Origin of the sequence: Brucella tritici, from assembly GCF_008932285.1 — a bacterium.
GTDB lineage: Bacteria > Pseudomonadota > Alphaproteobacteria > Rhizobiales > Rhizobiaceae > Brucella > Brucella tritici.
Window position 1 is genome coordinate 348,992 of the sequence record NZ_WBVY01000004.1, and the last position, 18,551, is coordinate 367,542.

Consider the following 18,551-nt stretch of genomic DNA (forward strand, 5'->3'; position numbering starts at 1 on the left):
CCTTTTAGTTTCTCACTTGAGATTCAAGCTTTCTCGATAACACGGATACGCTGATCCCCGCCAATATCGATAAACTGCGTTGGTGGCGGCACTTCGTGAACATCATGTGAGCCGAAGCTCTCAGGATAGAATCCATACCCTTGAGGAGCTTGGGGCGGGTTTTGATCGTCGATCAAACGACCGCCTGTCAGTTCCGTCATCGGATCGGGAATGGCCGAGATTAGCCGCCGGGTGTAAGGATGCATCGGATTTGAGAATATCCGGTCCCAAGGCCCACTTTCGACAATTTGCCCGAAGTACATTACCGCCACGCGGTCGCTCATATGCTCCACGACGCTCAAATCATGGCTGATCATGATATAGGAAAGGCCAAGCCGCTCTTTCAACTCCAGCAGCAGATTGATGATTTGTGCCCGGATTGAAACATCAAGCGCCGACACGGGTTCATCAAGCACGATAACTTTCGGATTGAGGAGTAATGCGCGCGCAATTCCTATGCGCTGGCGTTGGCCACCAGAAAACTCGTGCGGAAAACGCTTTGCCTGTTCGGGCTTCAAACCGACCAGACGCAGAATTTCTTCGATACGTCCATCCACTTCGCCACGCGACGTCACACCGTGAAGTCGCAGAGGTGCGGCTAGCGACGTGTAAACTGTCTGCCGCGGATTGAGTGAAGCAAATGGGTCCTGAAAGACCATCTGCGCCATCTTCGCCCGTTCCAGCCGAGATGGTTCGCCCTTTCCGGTGATCGGACGTCCTTCGAAATAAATCTGCCCACTGGTTGGCTTCTGCAAGCCGACGATGGATAGTGCAAGTGTAGACTTGCCGCAACCAGACTCTCCCACAATCGAAAGGCATTCACCCTTGCTAAGAGTCAGGCTGAGATTGTTGACGGCGCGTAGCAATTGTTTGGAACGACTGAAAATGCCACCGCTCACCGGGAAGTAAACGCAGACATCGTCGATGCGGACCAATGGTTCTGCCAGTTTGGTTGAATGCATATCATTCATGATGGAAACACCTCACCACACCGGCATCCTCAAGTGGTGTCCAGCCCGGTTTTTGCGCACGACAAACATCGGTCGCGCGCGTGCAACGCGGCTCAAACCTGCAGCCTTTTGGAAAAGCGGAAATCGACGGCACAACGCCTTCGATCTCCTGCAGCCGCAACTGACCTTCTTTCTGGCGAGAACCAAGCTGCGGGAGCGAAGCCAGAAGACCATGCGCATAAGGATGCGCCGGATGGTGGAACAGACCTGCTGTTATGCGTTCTTCGACCAGATGTCCTGCGTACATGACACCCACGCGACGGCACATTTTCGCAATGACACCCAGATCGTGACTGATCATCAAAACGGAAGTCCCTCGCGCTGTGCAAAGTTCTTGCATCAGGCGCAAAATTTCCGCCTGAACCGTTACATCGAGTGCGGTCGTGGGTTCATCAGCGATCAGCAGATCAGGATTGCATGCAAGTGCAATCGCAATCATCACGCGTTGACGCATACCACCCGACATCTGATGCGGATAGTTCTTCACGCGTTGCTCTGGCGCAGGGACTTGAACACTCGCAAGCGCTTCAACCGCCTTGCGCTCTGCCTCGTGCCAAGTGGCGCCTTGGTGCAGCACGAACATTTCCGCAATCTGCCGACCTACTGGCGACAATGGATTGAGAGCAGTCATCGGCTCCTGAAAGATCATCGCTATACGATTGCCACGCAGCTTGCGCATTTCGCGCGACGAAATGGATCGCAGGTCTTGCCCTTTAAAGCGGATCGCTCCTCCGGTTATCGACAGCGGCTTGCGTAGAAGCCCGATCATCGACAGCGCGGTGATGCTTTTTCCACAACCGGACTCTCCGACCAGACCGAATGTCTCGCCAGCTCCAATGGTGAACGATACATCCTCGACCACATTATGTTTGCTCGAACCGGAGACGATATCGATCCGAAGGTTTTCCACCTCAAGAAGTGCTTGTTCGCTCATACCTTGCGGGTCCTCATATGCGGGTCGAGCCAGTCGCGAAGACCGTCGCCGAACAGATTGAGCCCAAGTACTGTGAAGAATATGGCGAGGCCGGGAAACACTGCAGCCCAAGGCGCGTTCACGATCAACTCACGCGCATCGGTGAGCATGTTGCCCCAGCTTGGGTCTGGCGGACTGATACCAAGGCCAAGATAGGAAAGCGCTGCTTCGGCCAGAATTGCATCACCCATTCCGAGCGTGCCTATCACAAGAATAGGTCCGATCATGTTGGGCACGATCTGCGTGATCATGATACGTACGTCGCTATAACCAAGCATCTTGGCCGCCTGAATATAGCCCTGCTTTTTGAGCGACAACGTGGAACTTCGCGCAATGCGGCAAGTCCAGGACCAGTTCGTCAGACCAAGTGCAAGCAGAAGGCTCGGCAAGCCAGGGCCAAGGACAGCCATGATTGCCAGCGCGAAGATCAGCGACGGAATTGCGAGCATCAGATTGGTGAGGCCGTTGACGAAATCGTCCCACCATCCGCCGAAATAACCGGCCGAAATGCCAAAACACAGACCGATAACAGTGTTGATGCATTGCGAGACGACACCAACAGTCAAAGATACTTGCGCACCATAGAGGATACGCGAATAAACATCGCGGCCTTGTGCATCCGTGCCGAACCAAAACTGTGCATCAGGCGGAAGTTCAGCATTCATCAGGTCGGCATCAAGAACGGGATTATAGTGTGACAGCAATGGCGCAAAGACAGCCGCGGCCACAATGACAATACACACGAACCCGCCAAATGCGAGATTGAAACGCAGCTTCATGGGCTTACTCGTGGCTTATGCGCGGATCGATAACCGCGTAGAGAATGTCAACAATCGTATTGATGACAAGAAACCACAATACGATTACGAGAATTGCCCCCTGCACGACCGGAATGTCGCGCAAAGAAACGCTATCGATCAGCAAAGAGCCAAGACCTGGCCACGAGAATAGCTTCTCCACCACCACGGCCTGTCCCATCATCGATCCGAACTGTAGGCCGATGGTCGTGATAATCAGCACCAGCGCATTGCGCATGACGTGCCATTTCACCAATCGAAAGCTGCTCATGCCTTTTGAGCGGGCGGTACGAATGAAGTCAGCTCCCATAACTTCCAGTACGGCTGCACGCGTTGTTCTTGCTAGCAATGCCAGAGGCGCGACACCCAAGGTCAACGCCGGGAGGATAATGTTTCGGATACCACCATCACCATAGCCAAAGCTCGGCAACCATCCAAGTGTCAGTGCAAATAGATACATGGCCAGCAGCCCCAGCCAGAACTGCGGCAGCGAAAGGCCCGAGACCGCTCCAATCATGGTCACGCTATCAAGAATGCTTCCAGGTTTCAGTGCGGCGAGAAATCCGAGCGGTACGCCTATCAGGATTGCAAACCCCATGGCCGCAAAAGCAAGCTTCAGCGTGGGCCACATGCGTTCCTGAATAAGCGAAACAACTGGCTGCCTTGATCGATAGGACGTACCGAGATCAAACTGCGCCAGTTGAACCAGATAATTGCCAAAACGCACATGGACTGGCTTGTCGAGGCCGAATTCCTGGGTGATCTTTTCAACCATTTTGGGGTCGTTCATGCCCTTGCCATTGGCAATTAGGCCAGAAGCGATGCTGCCCGGAACAACACTGAAAATGACGAAGATCAGCAACGACACAGCGACAACCGTCGGTATCATCTGCAAGACGCGCCGAAGAATAAAATAGAGCACATGGTCCTCCTTTCGGATCAGCGCAAAAGACGCTGGAGCAAAGGGGATCAATGGCCCGCCCGATGACGAGCGGGCCGATCCAGATCAGCCGGAATTAGCGACCGGATGGAACCGTGTCATCAACCCACAGCTTTTCATAGGACTGCACTGCGAGCTCTGCCGAGTTCGGCTGCAGACCATGCAACCATGGCTGATGCGCCATGACCGCCTTGTTGTAGTTGAAGAACCACACCGGTGCTTCTTCCTGCAACAGATTGTTGGCCTTCTTTAGAAGTTCATTCTTCTCTTCTTCGGTTTTCGCCACCTTTGCCTCATCGACAATCTTGTCGAAATCCGTGTTGGAGAATTTCTGGTAGTTGCACGCAGATTGTGGAGTCTTGGAATAGAAGCACTGCATCGCGGTCAGTGCATCCGGACCACTTTCAAGCGACCACATATAGGCCTGGAAATTACCAGCCGGAACCACATCCGCAAGTACAGACGCTTCGACTGGCTTTGCCTTCACCTTGATACCGACTTTGGCGAGCATCGGAATGATCGCCTGAACGATAGTCAGGCCCCAGCTCTCGTTCTGCGTTGCCGTCAGCTCAAACTCGAAGCCGTCAGGATATCCTGCTTCAGCAAGCAAAGCTTTTGCTTTTTCAGGATCATACGGATAAGGCTTCGCATCCTTGTCAAAGGCTGGCGATGAGTTCGGAAGCCAACCAACAGCACGATAAGCCTTATCTTTGACAAGGCGCTTGATGATGAGATCGCTATCGATAGCGTAGTTGATTGCCTGACGGACGCGTTTGTCCTGGAACGGCTTGAAATCAGGATTGAAACCAACGGCGCGCGTGTAAACCTCGGCCACCTCGACCATGTTCTTCGCAAGCTCGGGATCGGCGAGATAGGCTGTATACTGCGCTGGCCCGAGCACCGCTACGTCAATTTCCTTATTGCGGAACGCAACGTCGCGCGCGGCCGCATCACCCATGATCATGATGTTGATCTTGTCGGCGTAAGGCTTGCCCTTCTCGTAATACTTGTCCCACTTCTCAACCGTCAGGCGGGAGCCGGGAACGTATTCGGCAAATTTATACGGTCCGAGGCCGATCGGGTGACGCTGAAACTCTTCGCTATCGCCCTCACCTGCCGGATAAATGGCAGTGTTATTACGCATAAACTGGAAGCCGGGATCGATTGGCTGCTTCAGTGTGATTTCGAGCGTATGATCATCGATCTTCTTCAGACCGGAAATTTCCTTGGCCTTACCCTGCGTATATTCGTCAGCCCCTTTGATCTCAGCGATGTATCGTGCCGGTGGGAATGCCTTTTTCGGGTCCATTATCCGGGTATAGCTCCAAATAATGTCGTCTGCCGTCAAAGGCTTGCCATTGTGGAAAAAGGCATCCTGTCGAAGCTTGTAGGTATAGACGAGCCTGTCATCGGACACCGTCACATCGGTTGCAAGACCGAGTACCGGCTTGTTGAGATTCGCATCCCAATCATAGAGTGTGCGGTGAATAGCTTTGGCATAGAACTCGTCCTGCGTGGCAGGTGAAGCCTGAATGTCGAGCGTCGAGAAACTATCGCCGTAAGGTGCGACAAAATTGATGACGCCTCCCGAACGCGGCTCGTCCGCAGCATAAGCTGCCGTTCCGGCTAGCAGGACTGCGGACAGCGCTGCCAGCAATGCAAATTTTCTCATATTGTTCCCCTTCATAAATGTCATTCTTGCGATTCAAATGAACCGTTTTTCGGGCAGCTCTGTCGAAACCTCGCTGCTCGAAATCGTCCCGAAGCGTTTACGCTTCAATTCTTTTTATTGCCTCCGGAAACCGGGAGCATTTAACTCACGACCGTTCGAATACGACCTCACCGTCACGCATGGTAAGAACACAATGCGTGTCGTTGAGAATCTCTTCCGGCTTCGCGGTGAGCATATTGCGTGAAAAGACCGCAATATCAGCAACCTGTCCAGGTACAAGCTTACCCTTCACATTCTCCAGTTTCTGAGAGAACGCACCAAACTCCGTGTAGACCTGCAGGGCTTCTTCAATGGTCACGCATTCGCGGGCATCCATCACTGTTCCCTTGCCCGTTTCGCGCGTCAGCATCGAATAGATGTTCGGATAGGGATTCGGATGACAAACCGGTGAATCACTGCCAGTCGCAGGCTTGAAGCCCAGATCTTTCCAGGTTTTCAGCGGATAGCTTGAAATTGCGCGCTCTTCGCCGAGAACAGAAATGTAGGCATCACCAAAGTCGTAGATGAAGACCTGCTGCGGGCATGGATAAATGCCAGCCTTTTTCATCCGATCATGCTGTTCCGGCGTAGAGAAACCGCAATGTTCGATACGATGACGGCGATCTCGATCGGGATAAGCAGCGAGCGCCTTTTCATACGCCGTGATCAACTGGCCAATGGCTGCGTCGCCGATAGCATGACATGCCAGTTGATAGCCCTTTTTATGGGTATCCAGCACCAACGCTTCCAGTTCCGCGTCTGGCAATATCTGGACACCAATATTGTTATCATCGCCGAGATACGGCTTGCTCATCCATGCAGTTCGTCCGCCTGCAGAGCCGTCAAGGAAAATCTTGACAGCGCCAACCGTCAGCATGTCATCACCAACGCCGGACACAAGACCGGCTTTATAGCACTCCTCCACGATGGAAGGCCCCGGATCGCCGAGCAGCACGAGCCAGGTACGCACTGGCAAACGCTTATCCAGCTTGGCGAGATTATAGGCGCGGATTTCATCAAATCCTGCGACCTGACCGACAGCGGCATCCATGACGCTGGTTATGCCATAGGAAAGAAGCAGATTACCCGCAGCCTCAATGGCCTCGACCATCTCTTCCGTCGTTGCCTTGGGGATGGCCTTGCGGACAGCCCCTTGAGCATTTTCGGCAACCATACCTGTCAGACTGCCATTTTTCTGCTCGATCAACCCGCCTTCCGGTACAGGCGAACTTTCGTCAATACCTGCCAGTTCAAATGCCTTTGAATTGAAGATCGAAACATGGCCGCATGCGCGTACCACCATGACGGGATTGTTTGGAGCAACAGCATCAAGTTCCGACTTATGCGGATGGCGACCGACATCGAGCTTCGTCTGGTCATAGCCGCGCGCCCTGATCCATGCCCCCGGAGGTGCAGAAGCGGCCTGTTCGCGAATGGCGTCGAGCAAGCTTTGCAATGTCGGTGCTGCCTGCGGCGTCGCATCGATCCACTTGAGTGTCAGTCCCACGGAAATGAGATGCAGGTGCGCGTCGTTAAGTCCAGGCGTGGCAAAGCGCCCTTTGAGATCGATCAAATGCGTATTATCGCCCTTCAAAGACCAAATCTGGTCCCGTGTACCCGTGGCAAGAACCTTTCCTTGCCAGATGGCTAGGGCTTCAACCGTGCCCTCTTCATATCCACACCAGATCGTACCGTTATAAACTATGGTATCGGCACACAATTCGGGCATTACAGGCATTTCAGCGATCCCCTCCCTACGTCACGCTTATATAAGGTAAGGGAGATTTCCATCGATGCTTTGACCGATCAAGCCGTGGATTTGTTAAATTTAGAGGGTACAAATTGTTCAAAATGACAAACATGCAGTCAATTTGCCGAAACTTTTGCAAAGTCGACGTAGTGTTTTCCTGACAAATAGCCAAAAACCGACATCGAATTGATGCCCCTCGCCGCCACCCTGCCAGCAATCGCAGCTTTTAAATCTCCGTATTCCAGCAAAGTATAGGCGGCGTCATTCGTTAGAGTGTCGCTTGATCCGGGAAAACGCGGATCAATGGCATACCCCCGGCCCGTTCCTTGGCGACTTAAGCGACCATCGTACTTTAATCGTCAAGGGATGGGTTAAACAGGGCGCCACGGTCGCGTGACAGTGGTGCCCTGAAAAAGACTATCAACCTCTCAATATGCCGATCCGGGTGTGTGATCTCCCAATTGTTCAGGCGTCAACAAGTCCGCATGATGGGCTCGCGCGACATCTGGATGCGACCGGAGGCGACTTTTGAGATTATTTGCGCCGACCTCACGGAAGATTGGATTCAGCGCATCGACGGTAACGCCGCGCTCCTTGATCTTCAACTCATCCGGCAAATCGATAACCGGGATAGTTGCATCGTATCGGGCGCCCAGGAAGAAGGCGACGGAAAAGCGTTCCACACCGGCTGGAGGCGCAACAACGCCGTGTACATCCGCCCGCACGAATCCATTGGTAGCAAGTTCAAGCAATTCTCCCGTATTGATGACAAAAGTGCCTGGAACCGGAGGCGCATCAATCCATTCACCATCTTCCCGCTGAACGCGCAGGCCGGGAACGACATCCTGTAGCAGCACAGTAACGAAACCGCCGTCCTTATGTGCGCCCACTCCTTGCTCGCTTTCCGCCACGTCGCGCCCCGGATAACGAATAATTTTCAGGAGTTGGGATGGATGCGGCTGATAAATCTGGGCGAAAAAGTCTTCCGACTGTCCTAAAGCCGCAGCAATGGCCTTCAGAATATCAATGCCAACGCGCGTCACCTCAGCCTGATAGGCAAGCAGCAACGGCTTAAGTTCGGGCAATGCTTCCGGCCACTGGTTCGGGCCGATCAGACGCTTCCATGCCGGGCTATCGGGACCAATCTCAGCTGATTCTGATTCCGTGTTGATATCGAGCTGTTCGCGCCAATCCTGCTGGCCACGAGTGCGTTCAAAACCAGCACGATTATAACCGCGAAAATGGGATGATTTCACCATTTCGATCTTGAGTTTTTCTTCTGCAGGAAGTGCGAAAAATCTCTTCGCAGTCGCAACTACGTCTTCCACAAGTTTCGGATCGACGCCATGCCCTGTCAGGTAGAAAAAGCCATGATCGTGAAGCGTCTGGCGCAGCTCCGCAATGAAGCTGCCGCGCTCTTCGACACTTCCGTTGAAACGCGATAAATCAAGCAAGGGCAGATTAATCGGCGTGGTATGTATAGTCATTGAAACCTCCTGAAAAACTCTCAGCGTGAGCGACGGCTGCGCGCCACGCGGTGATTGACGAAACGAGCGGCGTGGTCGCCCGTGATCTGAATGGATTGCACGATTGCAACCAAAATGATGACGACAGCGACCATGACTTCAGGCATGAAGCGCTGATATCCGAAGCGGATTCCGAGATCGCCCAAACCACCACCGCCAACTGTCCCTGCCATCGCCGAATATCCAACAAGACTGACAAGTGTAACCGTTTGCCCTGCAATGATCCCGGGCAGTGCTTCAGGCAACAGCACCTTGAAGATGATCTGAATCGGTGTAGCACCCATGCTTTCGGCGGCTTCAATCAGGCTTTGGTCTACTTCGCGCATCGCAGTTTCAGCGAGACGCGCATAGAGAGGCGTGATGGCCACTGTCAGCGGCACGATGGCCGCATAAGTCCCAACTGTTGTTCCCGCGATCAGACGCGTCAAGGGAATGATCGCCACCATCAAAATGATAAACGGTGTAGATCGAACCAAATTGACGATCGTACCTGCAACGCGATTGAAAACCGAGCGCTCAAGAAACTGCCCTGGACTGGTAACAACCAGTGCAACACCGAGCGGCAGGCCGATCAAGGTAGACAGAATGGCAGATGCGGCCACCATAGTGGCTGTCTGCTTCAGCGATTCAAGCAAAAGCCCGACGAGCGCCGGCGGAAGCAGATCGGACAACATGACCGATGACCTCTCCATGAAGATTGAGTGAAGACAGATAATTGCGAACGTCCGCGAGATCGGCGGAACCACCTTCGGCGACGAGTGTTATGATGCCCAGTGGTCTGCCACCGATATAGTCTATGCGCCCGTGCAATATGTTCGGATTTACCCCGAAGCGCTGCACGAGCGTTGCAACGACCGGTTCATGGGCGGCTTCACCAGAAAATATGATGCGCAGAACCGGGGCTGACCCGCCAACAGGTTGTGGAAGTAACCGCTGCGATACTTCCGGCGGTAAGTCGTGGGCGACGATGCTCGCTAAAAACGAACGGGCAACTGGGGATTGAGGAAAGGCAAAGACATTGAAGGTCGCTCCGCTTTCAACGACCTTGCCACCATCAAGAACCGTCACATGGTCTGCGATCTGGCGCACCACATCCATTTCATGCGTAATGAGCACAATCGTCAGCCCCAGCCGCTGATTGATATCTTTCAATAACGAAAGAATTTGTTCCGTGGTTTCAGGATCAAGCGCCGATGTCGCCTCATCGGACAGCAAAACGCTCGGTTCCAGAGCCAATGCCCGCGCGATACCCACACGCTGTTTCTGACCACCAGACAATTCCGATGGATAGGTATCGGCCTTTCCCTTTAGGCCCACCAGATCGAGCAGATCGTTCACCCGAGTTCTTATGGCGCTACGACCAATGCCTGCGAGCTCCAACGGCAGCGCTATGTTGCCAAAGGCAGTTCGTGAAGACAACAGACTAAAATGCTGAAATATCATTGATACTTCACGACGAACCTGTCGTAATTCGTCTTGGCGCAACGTTGTGATCTCACATCCGGAAACAAAGATTTCTCCTTTGCTTGGATGCACAAGACCGTTCAGACAGCGCACGAGCGTACTTTTCCCGGCACCCGAACGACCAATGATGCCATGGATCGTTCCCCTCGTGATCTTGAGTGAGACGTCATCGATGACCGGACCAGCCGTCTCATCATAAATCTTTGTCAGCGAGCGTATATCGATAATTGGCGGAACCGAACCCGTTTCGTCCGGTACAGCTTTTGACACAGATTCGTTCCGCACCAGCACGTTCATCTCACCAACCCGCTATGATGTTGCCATCGAATTTCTTCTCGATGAAGGCTTTGACGTCAGGAGACTTATAGGCTTCGACCAGCGTTTTGACCCAGGGTGCATCCTTGTTCTTCTCCGCGACGGCAAGCAGGCAGAAATAATCGGATAGCTGATCTTCGATCAGGATCGCATCACGGGTCGGAACCAGCCCGGCACTCAGCGCAAAATGTGAAGTGATAACGGAAAAATCCACATCTTCCAGCGACCGCGGAAGCTGGGCTGTTTCCATCGGGATGATTTTGACCTTCTTCGGGTTATCGACAATATCGAGTTCAGTTGCGTTGAAGGTCACACCCGGCGTCAGCTTGATTACGCCGCCTGCTTCGAGAAGCTTCAAGGCGCGACCCGCATTGCTGGGATCGTTGGGGATCGAAATCTGCGCCCCTTCAGGCAGTTCAGCAAGAGATTTGTACTTGCGCGAATAACCAGCCATCGGCAGCAACACAGTACGTCCACCAACGGCAACGAGGTTGAGGCCCCGATCTTTGTTCTGCTGATCGAAATACGGCGTATGCTGAAAGCCATTGGCGTCAAGATCGCCGTCATTTGTTGCCGGGTCGATCAGTGCGCCGTCAGAAAACTCCACAATCTCGATATCCAGACCATTTGCTTTGGCAACGGGTGCGAGTGCTTCGGCGATTTCCGCATGCGGTCCCGAGGTCACACCAAACCGAATTTTTTCCGCAAGAGCTGGTGAAGCGACTAACATTGAAAAGAGTGCTGCAGAAACCGCGCCGCGCAAAAATAAAACTGAATGCATCTTGTTTCCCTGTAGTGATTTCCGGACGCGCCTATGATGCGGCGCGCCAATTGTACTTGCTGGTCCAGCGAACCAGTCGTGAAACGGCCTCAAACAGCGTTTCTTCGCGCTTGGCGAAACAGAAACGGACGTGGCTGCGCACATCGCGCGCACCATAAAAAGATGAGATGGGAACCGGGGTTACACCTGCTTCAAGCGTCAACCGTCGACAAAAATCGAGATCATCGCCTTCTGGATCGAGCGTCTCTACATCGGCCACGACGAAATAGGTGGCAGGGACCGCTACGACATCAAAACCTGCAGATTTCAGTCCTTCAACCAGAATATCCCGTCGCGATGCCACCGTTGCCCTGAGTTCAACGAAGTAGCTATCAGGCAACGAAAGCCCAACGGCAATCGCCGACTGCAATGCCGGCGGCGTGGTGAAAGTGACATACTGATGGGCACGGGCAATCGGTGCTAAAAGCTTTGCGGAAGCCGTCACATAGCCGACCTTCCACCCTGTTAATGAAAAGCTCTTTCCAGCAGAGCCAATTCGCACGACACGGTCGCGGACTTTCTCAACACCGAACATAGAGTGAAACGGACGACCGTCGAAGACGAGATGTTCGTAAACCTCATCCGAAACGATCACGAGATCATGCTTGATCGCAAGTTCAGCGAGAAAGTCCAGCTCGTCCAGATCGAATATCTTGCCGATTGGATTCATCGGCGTATTGACGACAATGAGTTTGGTGCGGGGAGAGATAGCGTTTACCAGTTCCTCTCGTGGTAGTTCCCAATGAGGTGGCCTCAACCGCACCGGCACAACTTTCCCGCCAGCACGCCGGATAAGTGTTGCATAAGCATCGTAGACCGGCTCGAACAGGATAACCTCGTCGCCCGTATCCAGATATGCCAGAAACGTATCAGCCAGAGCTTCCGTGGCTCCGGAGGTGACCAGAACCTCCTTTTCCCAATCCACATCAAGACCGGGAAACCGCCTGGCGTTTTCTGCGACAGCCTGACGAAGAATAGGCAGGCCCATCATAGGTGGATATTGTTGCGAGGTTTCACGAAGGGCATGAGCAGCCGCATCAAGAAGTTCGGGAGGCTCAAAGCCTTCTGGAAACCCTTGTCCCAGATTGATGGCCCCACGTTCGGCGGCAAGCCGCGACATCGCCTCGAAGATCGACGTTCCCGCCTCGCCGAATACCTGATTGACCATTGAGGCTCCCCTGTTGCAATCGAACTCACAGGGAGAAGATAAAGCCTATAAAATTAGTGGACAAAGCATGGACTTGCCGCCCACGACGGTCACGGGAAAAGCTTTTTTCAAATTTTACGAAACGTGAAACAGTTTTAAGTTTCTCAGTTGCAGCTGCATCCGCATTATGCCGCTACCCGATTGTGGCGATTGCGCCAGAGTTCCTCGGCTCTCTCAAAGAACTGCGCATGGCTTTCGTTTTCTGCGGAGGCCGCCGTCATCATAGCCATGGCTGCCGTCGCGACGATTGTGTTTTCTGCACGTTTATCCACGGCCGCACCAGACCAGACACCATACCAATATTCGAATGAACTGAAATTAGAATGCTTGTCGCTGCTCTCTTTGGAAAGTGTGGGAAGCAACAAATCCGTTTCCCTACCGTCAAGCAGTCTGTAGATCATATGGGTTCTATGTGGAACCAGCTCGGCAACGTCGCGGCAGGTTGAAACGACGGAAATCGACGGCGTGCCAAGAAGCGCGCCCGCATCGCGATGCAACTCGCGATATGTGGACTGGGTAACACCGAGAAATGTCGCCCTGAGATTCAACGGATTGAGAAGATGAACGAGACTGTTCATCGATGAACGCGACTCGAACAACGGGTAAAGCGCCAGCAACGCATAGATCTGAGGAGCGAAACCGGCTATCGGCATGAAGCAGATGCTGTGCGCTCTCAATGCGCTTTCCGCGAGCGAGTGTGATGTTGCGATCGGCAGATTGATAGCTTCAGCCGCCAATTCAAGTTTGCCCGAGATTTCACCTGTGCCGCAGTTGCCATGCAGAGCGACGGGATAGCCGGCTCTTGCCACGAGCAAGGCCGAAAGCATGAACCATGGCGACTGCATGGAGTTCGGCGATAGATAGGCCGGCCAATCCAAAGCAGGCATGTTTAATCCTGCGTCCACGGAATAAATATGTCTCGCTGCACGCACCATGCCTGCAAGTTCTGGAGCAGTCTCTCCGCGATAATGAATAAGCCGGAGCAACGCACTGATCTGCATCGGATCGGCTTCACCGTTAAAGATCGTCGTGAATGCGTCCTCGGCTTCGGACATGTCGAGAGGACGGGTATGCCCGACCTTCCGTCCGACAACGGCGATGTATTTTGCAAGCCTTCTGACCGGATCGTTTTCACCCTGGATATTGGCGAATTGCGCAGCGAGCTGCTCTGGTGTTGGATGGTTTTCGAGTTCTACGACCTTACGAATACCGAGCGGAGGCGGCGCCGTAATGGTGCTTCGCTTCCATCCATGGTGTCCTGTGCAGCTCAATTTCGGCAATTCAGTCAGGTCTAGGCTCAGCAGCGTCTCAGCTTCATTCGCCAGCCGCCGCAAACGTCCACGCAAGGCTTCTGCTTTCGGCGTCGCTATCATGCTTCGACCAGAACGAACCAGAATTGGATCGTTGAACTTCTCGCGAATCTGACCGAGCAGTCGGCTCATAGCCGCAATACTCAAGCCCATCTGCCTGGCAGCACCGCCAACACTGCCTTCCACAAGAAGTGCATCAAGCGCTATCAGCAGGCGCAATTGCCCCAAACGAAGGCTTTCATTTTCGCCTTTCTCCGTTTGTTGCTGCGTTTTCACCGGCTTGCCCGACATCACCTTATTGCCCATTCATTTGCGGTTTTCGAAATTTAGAATTCTTATAAAACATGACGATTGACGTCACCTTATTGCCATACATAAGGAGAGTTGAAAACTCAACTTTAAACGGTGACGAAAATGACCAGCTTGTTTCGGGGATTGTGGGCCAACGGTACACAAAACAGGCGTTTGGCCAGCAAATCGCTCATTTATCGGGCGGTTCTTGCAGGGACCTGTCTTTCTACAACATTACTTCTGAGCGAAACGATTGCTATTGCGCAAACAGCAACCAGCACTGCAGAAGAAGCAACTTCAAATGAAGCCGCTGCCAAGAAAAGACAGCTATCTGTGACAGGAACGGGTATTGAAACAACAGCTGACGGCGCCGTCAAGCTCAACCAGATCGTTGTCACTGCAACCGGGTTCGAACAGAATATCACCGACGCTCCGGCAAGTATTACGGTGGTTCCTGGCGAAGAATTGGAAAAGGGCGCCTATCGCGATCTAACCGACGCTCTGAAGGACGTTCAGGGCGTTGCTGTCACTGGTTCGGCTGCCGAACGTGACATATTCATTCGCGGTCTCCCCGGTTCCTATACTCTACTGCTTGTTGACGGCAAGCGCCAAAGCACTCGCGATGCACGCACCAACGGAAATTCCGGTTTCGAGCAGAGCTTCCTACCGCCTGCAAATGCTATTGAGCGCATCGAGGTTATTCGCGGCCCTATGTCGTCTCTCTACGGATCCGACGCGATGGGTGGTGTTATCAACATCATCACCAAAAAGGTCTCCGACAAGTGGAGTGGTTCTTTCACGGTAGACGGTACGGCGCAGCAACATTCAAAGTTCGGCAATTCACTTCAAGGCTCTTACTATATCACGGGACCATTGGTTCCGAACCTCGTCGGCGTGCAGGTCTGGGGTCGTGGACTGAAGCGTCAGGAAGATAAAATCATCAACGGAACGCCAGAACAGAAAGATATTGACATCACCGGGCGCGTCACGATCACCCCTAATGAAGATCACGACATCATGCTCGAACTCGGCAAGACACGTCTTCGCCGTGATTCAACTGTCGGCAACAATATCGACCCAGTCCCCACGCGGGGAACCGCACCAGTCGATACTTACAATTACAACGATCGCGATCATTGGTCGATCAGCCACACCGGCCGTTGGGGTCCGACCACCTCTGATTTCTCCTTCATGCAGGAAACGGCCCGGCGCAGCAGTTTCTCCTGGGACAAGAAAAGCGATAACTTTGTCGAGGCAACCCGGTCTCCGCATATTCGCAACTCCATTCTCGATGGAAAGTTCACCACGCCATTCGAACTCTATGGCAATCACACCCTTGTAACGGGTGGTCAGTTTATGGACTCGGTTCTGACCGATCAGAATCCAGGTCGCCGCACCGGGTTTGATGAAGAGTTCAGCATCAAGCAGTGGGCACTCTTCGCTGAAGACGAGTGGTGGCTAACACCAGATTTTGGTTTGACCGGCGGTCTGCGTATGGACCACCATGAGATTTACGGATCGCATTGGAGCCCACGCGGATATGCCGTTTGGCACGCAACGGAACAACTGACCCTTAAGGGCGGTATTTCAACAGGCTTCCGTGCCCCTGAAATCCGGACAATTGCGCCCGGCTACGCTTACACGACCGGTGGCGGAAATTGTACCTACGGTCCGAGCGGCACTTGCGGTGTAATTATCGGTGATCCCAATCTGCAACCCGAAAAGAGTACAAGCTATGAAGCCAGCGCTCTTTGGGACAACCAGGAAGGTCTTCGCCTGGGTGCCACCTATTTCTATACGAAATTCACCGACAAGATCGCCAGCAACATCCAGTATGATCCGGTAACAGGCGAGCCGCGCCGCTGGGATCAGGATCCGAACTATGTCCTCTACTACAGCTACAACATTGACGAAGCTGTTTTACAGGGCGTGGAACTGACAGGTGAATGGGAAGCTACTTCCAACCTCAACATTCGCGCAAGCTATACCTATACGGATTCCGAGCAGAAGACCGGCGAGTATGCCGGGTTGCCGCTGGCTCGCACGCCCAAGCATATGGCAAGTATCCGCGCCGACTGGATGACCCCGGTCGATGGGCTCAAGGCCTGGGCTTCCGGGAACTACCATGGCGAGGAAATCAACGCAGGCCTGCGCATTGGCACCGTTGGTGAACCCTATGCCTACAATGACAAAGGCAACGTTATTGCTCGCAAGTACAAGGCTTATGCGACATTCGACATCGGCGGTTCGTATGATTTCAGCGAAAACGTAACCCTCAATGCAGCCGTCTATAATATCTTCGATAAAAAGACGACTGTCGACGAACTCAACAACGTCGTTGAGGGTCGCCGCCTCTGGGTCGGCATGACCTCCCGCTTCTAGGATCGTAACAACAAGACGTCTGCCAGCAATGGCGGGCGTCTTTCCATGAATGGATGCTCATATGAGCGTACTGACGAATATCTTAAAAAAGGTATGCCTGATGATGGCAGGGGTATTTACAGCGTCCGCTGTGCAGGCTGTTGAGCCAACCACCTCGTCCTTTGACATGGAAGCCAACGGCATCACCTATCGTATATTCACCGCTGCACCGCAGGAAGCTGCACCCGAAGGCGGTTATCCGGTCATATATATGGTCGATGGCAATCGTATGTTGCCGATCGCGGCAAAACTCATGGCAGAGAACTCCGCCCTAAAGGCTGTGTTTGTCGGTATCGGCTACCCGACTGACGATCAGGAAGAAATTGTTCGCCTCAGATATTTCGAGCTCACACCTCCCACCCCTAACGATCTGATCCCCGTCCATTTCAACGTACCGAAGACCGGGGGACGAGATGCGTTCTTCGATTTTATCGACAATAAGGTAAAGCCCGAAGTCGAGAAGCGTTTCAATGTTGATAAAAGCCGGCAAGCCCTGTTCGGCCATTCCCTGGGCGGATTGTTCACCCTTTACGCCCTGTTCAACCACACGGAATCCTTCCAAATCTATAGTGCGGCAGATCCATCAATCTGGTGGAATGATCGCTCAATTCTAACAGATAAAGATCAGTTCATCACGCGCTTCAAGATTGCCCCTCGCCCGATCCGTTTGCTTATAGAAACCTCCGGCAAGCGCGGGAGCCGCCCCGATCAGACGAAGCAGGACAATGAACGGCTTAAAAAACTCCGTGGTGGACCTTCCGGTTCAGATGTCTTCAAAGAGCTTTCAGAATTACCGCAGATGGATGCTGCCTTTCATCGTTTCGAAGATGAAAGCCACGGCTCGATGATCCCGCTCACCGTTGAAGACAGCCTCAATTTCATTCTGCGCGGAAAAAACCCCGAGGCAAAAAACAACTGAATTTTGTCTCTCCCGCTTTGACGGAGAAGATACTTGACTGTAAAGCACAGGATTAATGAAAGGATCGAACACCATGCTGAATATCGCTCAACAAGTTACACGCTTGTGTGGCGCCGCCATCATGGCGCTGGGCATTGCTGCAACTGCAAATGCTGCTGATCTAACCATCAAGCATGCTCAGGGTGAGATAGCGGTGCCAGCCTTACCGGCAAAGGTATTGGTTTTCGATCTCGGCACTCTCGACAATCTGGACCGCCTTGGTGTCAAGGTAAGCGGTGTTCCAAGCGGCATATCCTTCCCTGAATATCTTAAGAAATATCAGAGCGACGATTATGCGAAAATCGGCACATTGTTCGAACCGGACTATGAAGCCGTCAATGCAGCAGAGCCGGACCTGATCATCGTAGCGGGTCGCTCGGCCGCGAAATATGGTGAACTTTCAAAAATTGCTCCCACCATCGATCTGACGACCAACGCGAAGAACTTCATCGCCGATACGGAAGCCAATGTCGAGAAACTTGGCCAGATTTTCGGGAAGGAAGCAGAAGCGAAGGCAGAAGCCGAGAAGCTTGATGCCGCACTCGCTGCTTTGAAAGAAAAGGCCGCCAACAAGGGTACCGGCCTTCTGATCCTCACTTCCGGTGGCAAGATCAGCGCTTATGGTCCCGGATCGCGCTTCGGCGTCCTGCATGACAGCTTCGGGGTCAAGCCCGCAGCACCGGACCTTTCCATCGGCAATCATGGCCAGCCCGTCAGCTCGGAATTCATCCTCGAAACCAATCCCGACTGGCTGTTCGTCATAGACCGCGATGCCGCCATTGGTCGTGAAGGCAATTCAGCCAAACAAGTTCTCGACAACGAACTCGTGCGCCAGACCAATGCCTGGAAAAAAGATCAGCTTGTCTATCTGAACGCTCAAAACTGGTACCTGATCGGCGGTGGCCTCGGCGCGCTTCACAGCACGATCGATCAGCTGTCACAGGCTTTCGACAAAGCGAAGTAACAGTTTTCCAAACCCAATCCGGTCGGGCCACCTATCGGTGGCCCGAATTCGCGAT

Annotated in this window: 15 protein-coding genes; 3 read left to right on the forward strand and 12 right to left on the reverse strand. The window is 53.2% G+C overall.

Translation table 11 applies throughout. The features are described from left to right. Positions 1-23 precede the first annotated feature (23 nt). The 12 genes from F9K94_RS16205 to F9K94_RS16260 all read right to left on the reverse strand — a co-directional run bounded on the left by F9K94_RS16205 (position 24) and on the right by F9K94_RS16260 (position 14,153). Entirely contained in the window at positions 24-1,010 is a 987-nt protein-coding gene (locus F9K94_RS16205; RefSeq protein WP_151646924.1) for an ABC transporter ATP-binding protein, read from the reverse strand. After that, positions 1,003-1,983 (reverse strand): ABC transporter ATP-binding protein, encoded by a 981-nt coding sequence (locus F9K94_RS16210; RefSeq protein WP_061347078.1) that lies wholly within the window; start codon positions 1,981-1,983, stop codon positions 1,003-1,005. Before F9K94_RS16210 ends, F9K94_RS16205 begins: the two co-directional genes overlap by 8 nt. After that, positions 1,980-2,801 (reverse strand): ABC transporter permease, encoded by an 822-nt coding sequence (locus F9K94_RS16215; RefSeq protein WP_061347077.1) that lies wholly within the window; start codon positions 2,799-2,801, stop codon positions 1,980-1,982. Before F9K94_RS16215 ends, F9K94_RS16210 begins: the two co-directional genes overlap by 4 nt. 4 nt (positions 2,802-2,805) lie before the next feature. Then, the gene (locus F9K94_RS16220) at positions 2,806-3,741 is read right to left on the reverse strand and encodes an ABC transporter permease (protein WP_061347076.1); all 936 of its coding nucleotides are present in this window, start codon (positions 3,739-3,741) and stop codon (positions 2,806-2,808) included. Between the two features lie 94 nt (positions 3,742-3,835). After that, positions 3,836-5,431: an ABC transporter substrate-binding protein gene (locus F9K94_RS16225; RefSeq protein ID WP_151646926.1), complete on the reverse strand. Its 1,596-nt coding sequence runs from the start codon at positions 5,429-5,431 to the stop codon at positions 3,836-3,838. Between the two features lie 145 nt (positions 5,432-5,576). Then, entirely contained in the window at positions 5,577-7,199 is a 1,623-nt protein-coding gene (locus F9K94_RS16230; RefSeq protein ID WP_369798336.1) for an amidohydrolase, read from the reverse strand. Between the two features lie 449 nt (positions 7,200-7,648). Continuing rightward, the gene (locus F9K94_RS16235; protein WP_061347073.1) at positions 7,649-8,707 is read right to left on the reverse strand and encodes an isopenicillin N synthase family dioxygenase; all 1,059 of its coding nucleotides are present in this window, start codon (positions 8,705-8,707) and stop codon (positions 7,649-7,651) included. 20 nt (positions 8,708-8,727) lie between these two features. Further along, positions 8,728-9,420 (reverse strand): methionine ABC transporter permease, encoded by a 693-nt coding sequence (locus tag F9K94_RS16240; protein WP_151646928.1) that lies wholly within the window; start codon positions 9,418-9,420, stop codon positions 8,728-8,730. After that, entirely contained in the window at positions 9,374-10,507 is a 1,134-nt protein-coding gene (locus F9K94_RS16245; RefSeq protein WP_151646930.1) for a methionine ABC transporter ATP-binding protein, read from the reverse strand. Before F9K94_RS16245 ends, F9K94_RS16240 begins: the two co-directional genes overlap by 47 nt. 1 nt (position 10,508) lies before the next feature. Further along, entirely contained in the window at positions 10,509-11,306 is a 798-nt protein-coding gene (locus F9K94_RS16250) for a MetQ/NlpA family ABC transporter substrate-binding protein (RefSeq protein ID WP_151646932.1), read from the reverse strand. Between the two features lie 31 nt (positions 11,307-11,337). Beyond that, complete coding sequence (locus F9K94_RS16255) at positions 11,338-12,513, reverse strand: aminotransferase (protein ID WP_151646934.1); 1,176 nt, start codon at positions 12,511-12,513, stop codon at positions 11,338-11,340. A 164-nt stretch (positions 12,514-12,677) separates the two neighbouring features. After that, the gene (locus F9K94_RS16260; protein ID WP_061347169.1) at positions 12,678-14,153 is read right to left on the reverse strand and encodes a glycosyl transferase family protein; all 1,476 of its coding nucleotides are present in this window, start codon (positions 14,151-14,153) and stop codon (positions 12,678-12,680) included. 123 nt (positions 14,154-14,276) lie between these two features. On the opposite strand from F9K94_RS16260, the gene F9K94_RS16265 reads away from it, so the two are divergent. The 3 genes from F9K94_RS16265 (at position 14,277) to F9K94_RS16275 (ending at position 18,496) form a co-directional block, all read left to right on the forward strand. Further along, positions 14,277-16,535, forward strand: a complete 2,259-nt coding sequence (locus tag F9K94_RS16265; RefSeq protein ID WP_151646936.1) for a TonB-dependent receptor domain-containing protein — start codon at positions 14,277-14,279, stop codon at positions 16,533-16,535. 61 nt (positions 16,536-16,596) lie between these two features. Continuing rightward, on the forward strand, positions 16,597-17,493 hold the full coding sequence (locus F9K94_RS16270) for an alpha/beta hydrolase (protein WP_151646938.1): 897 nt from the start codon (positions 16,597-16,599) through the stop codon (positions 17,491-17,493). A 55-nt stretch (positions 17,494-17,548) separates the two neighbouring features. Then, a complete protein-coding gene (locus tag F9K94_RS16275; RefSeq protein WP_151646940.1) occupies positions 17,549-18,496 on the forward strand; it encodes a siderophore ABC transporter substrate-binding protein in 948 nt (315 codons plus the stop codon). The last annotated feature ends 55 nt before the right edge of the window (positions 18,497-18,551 follow it).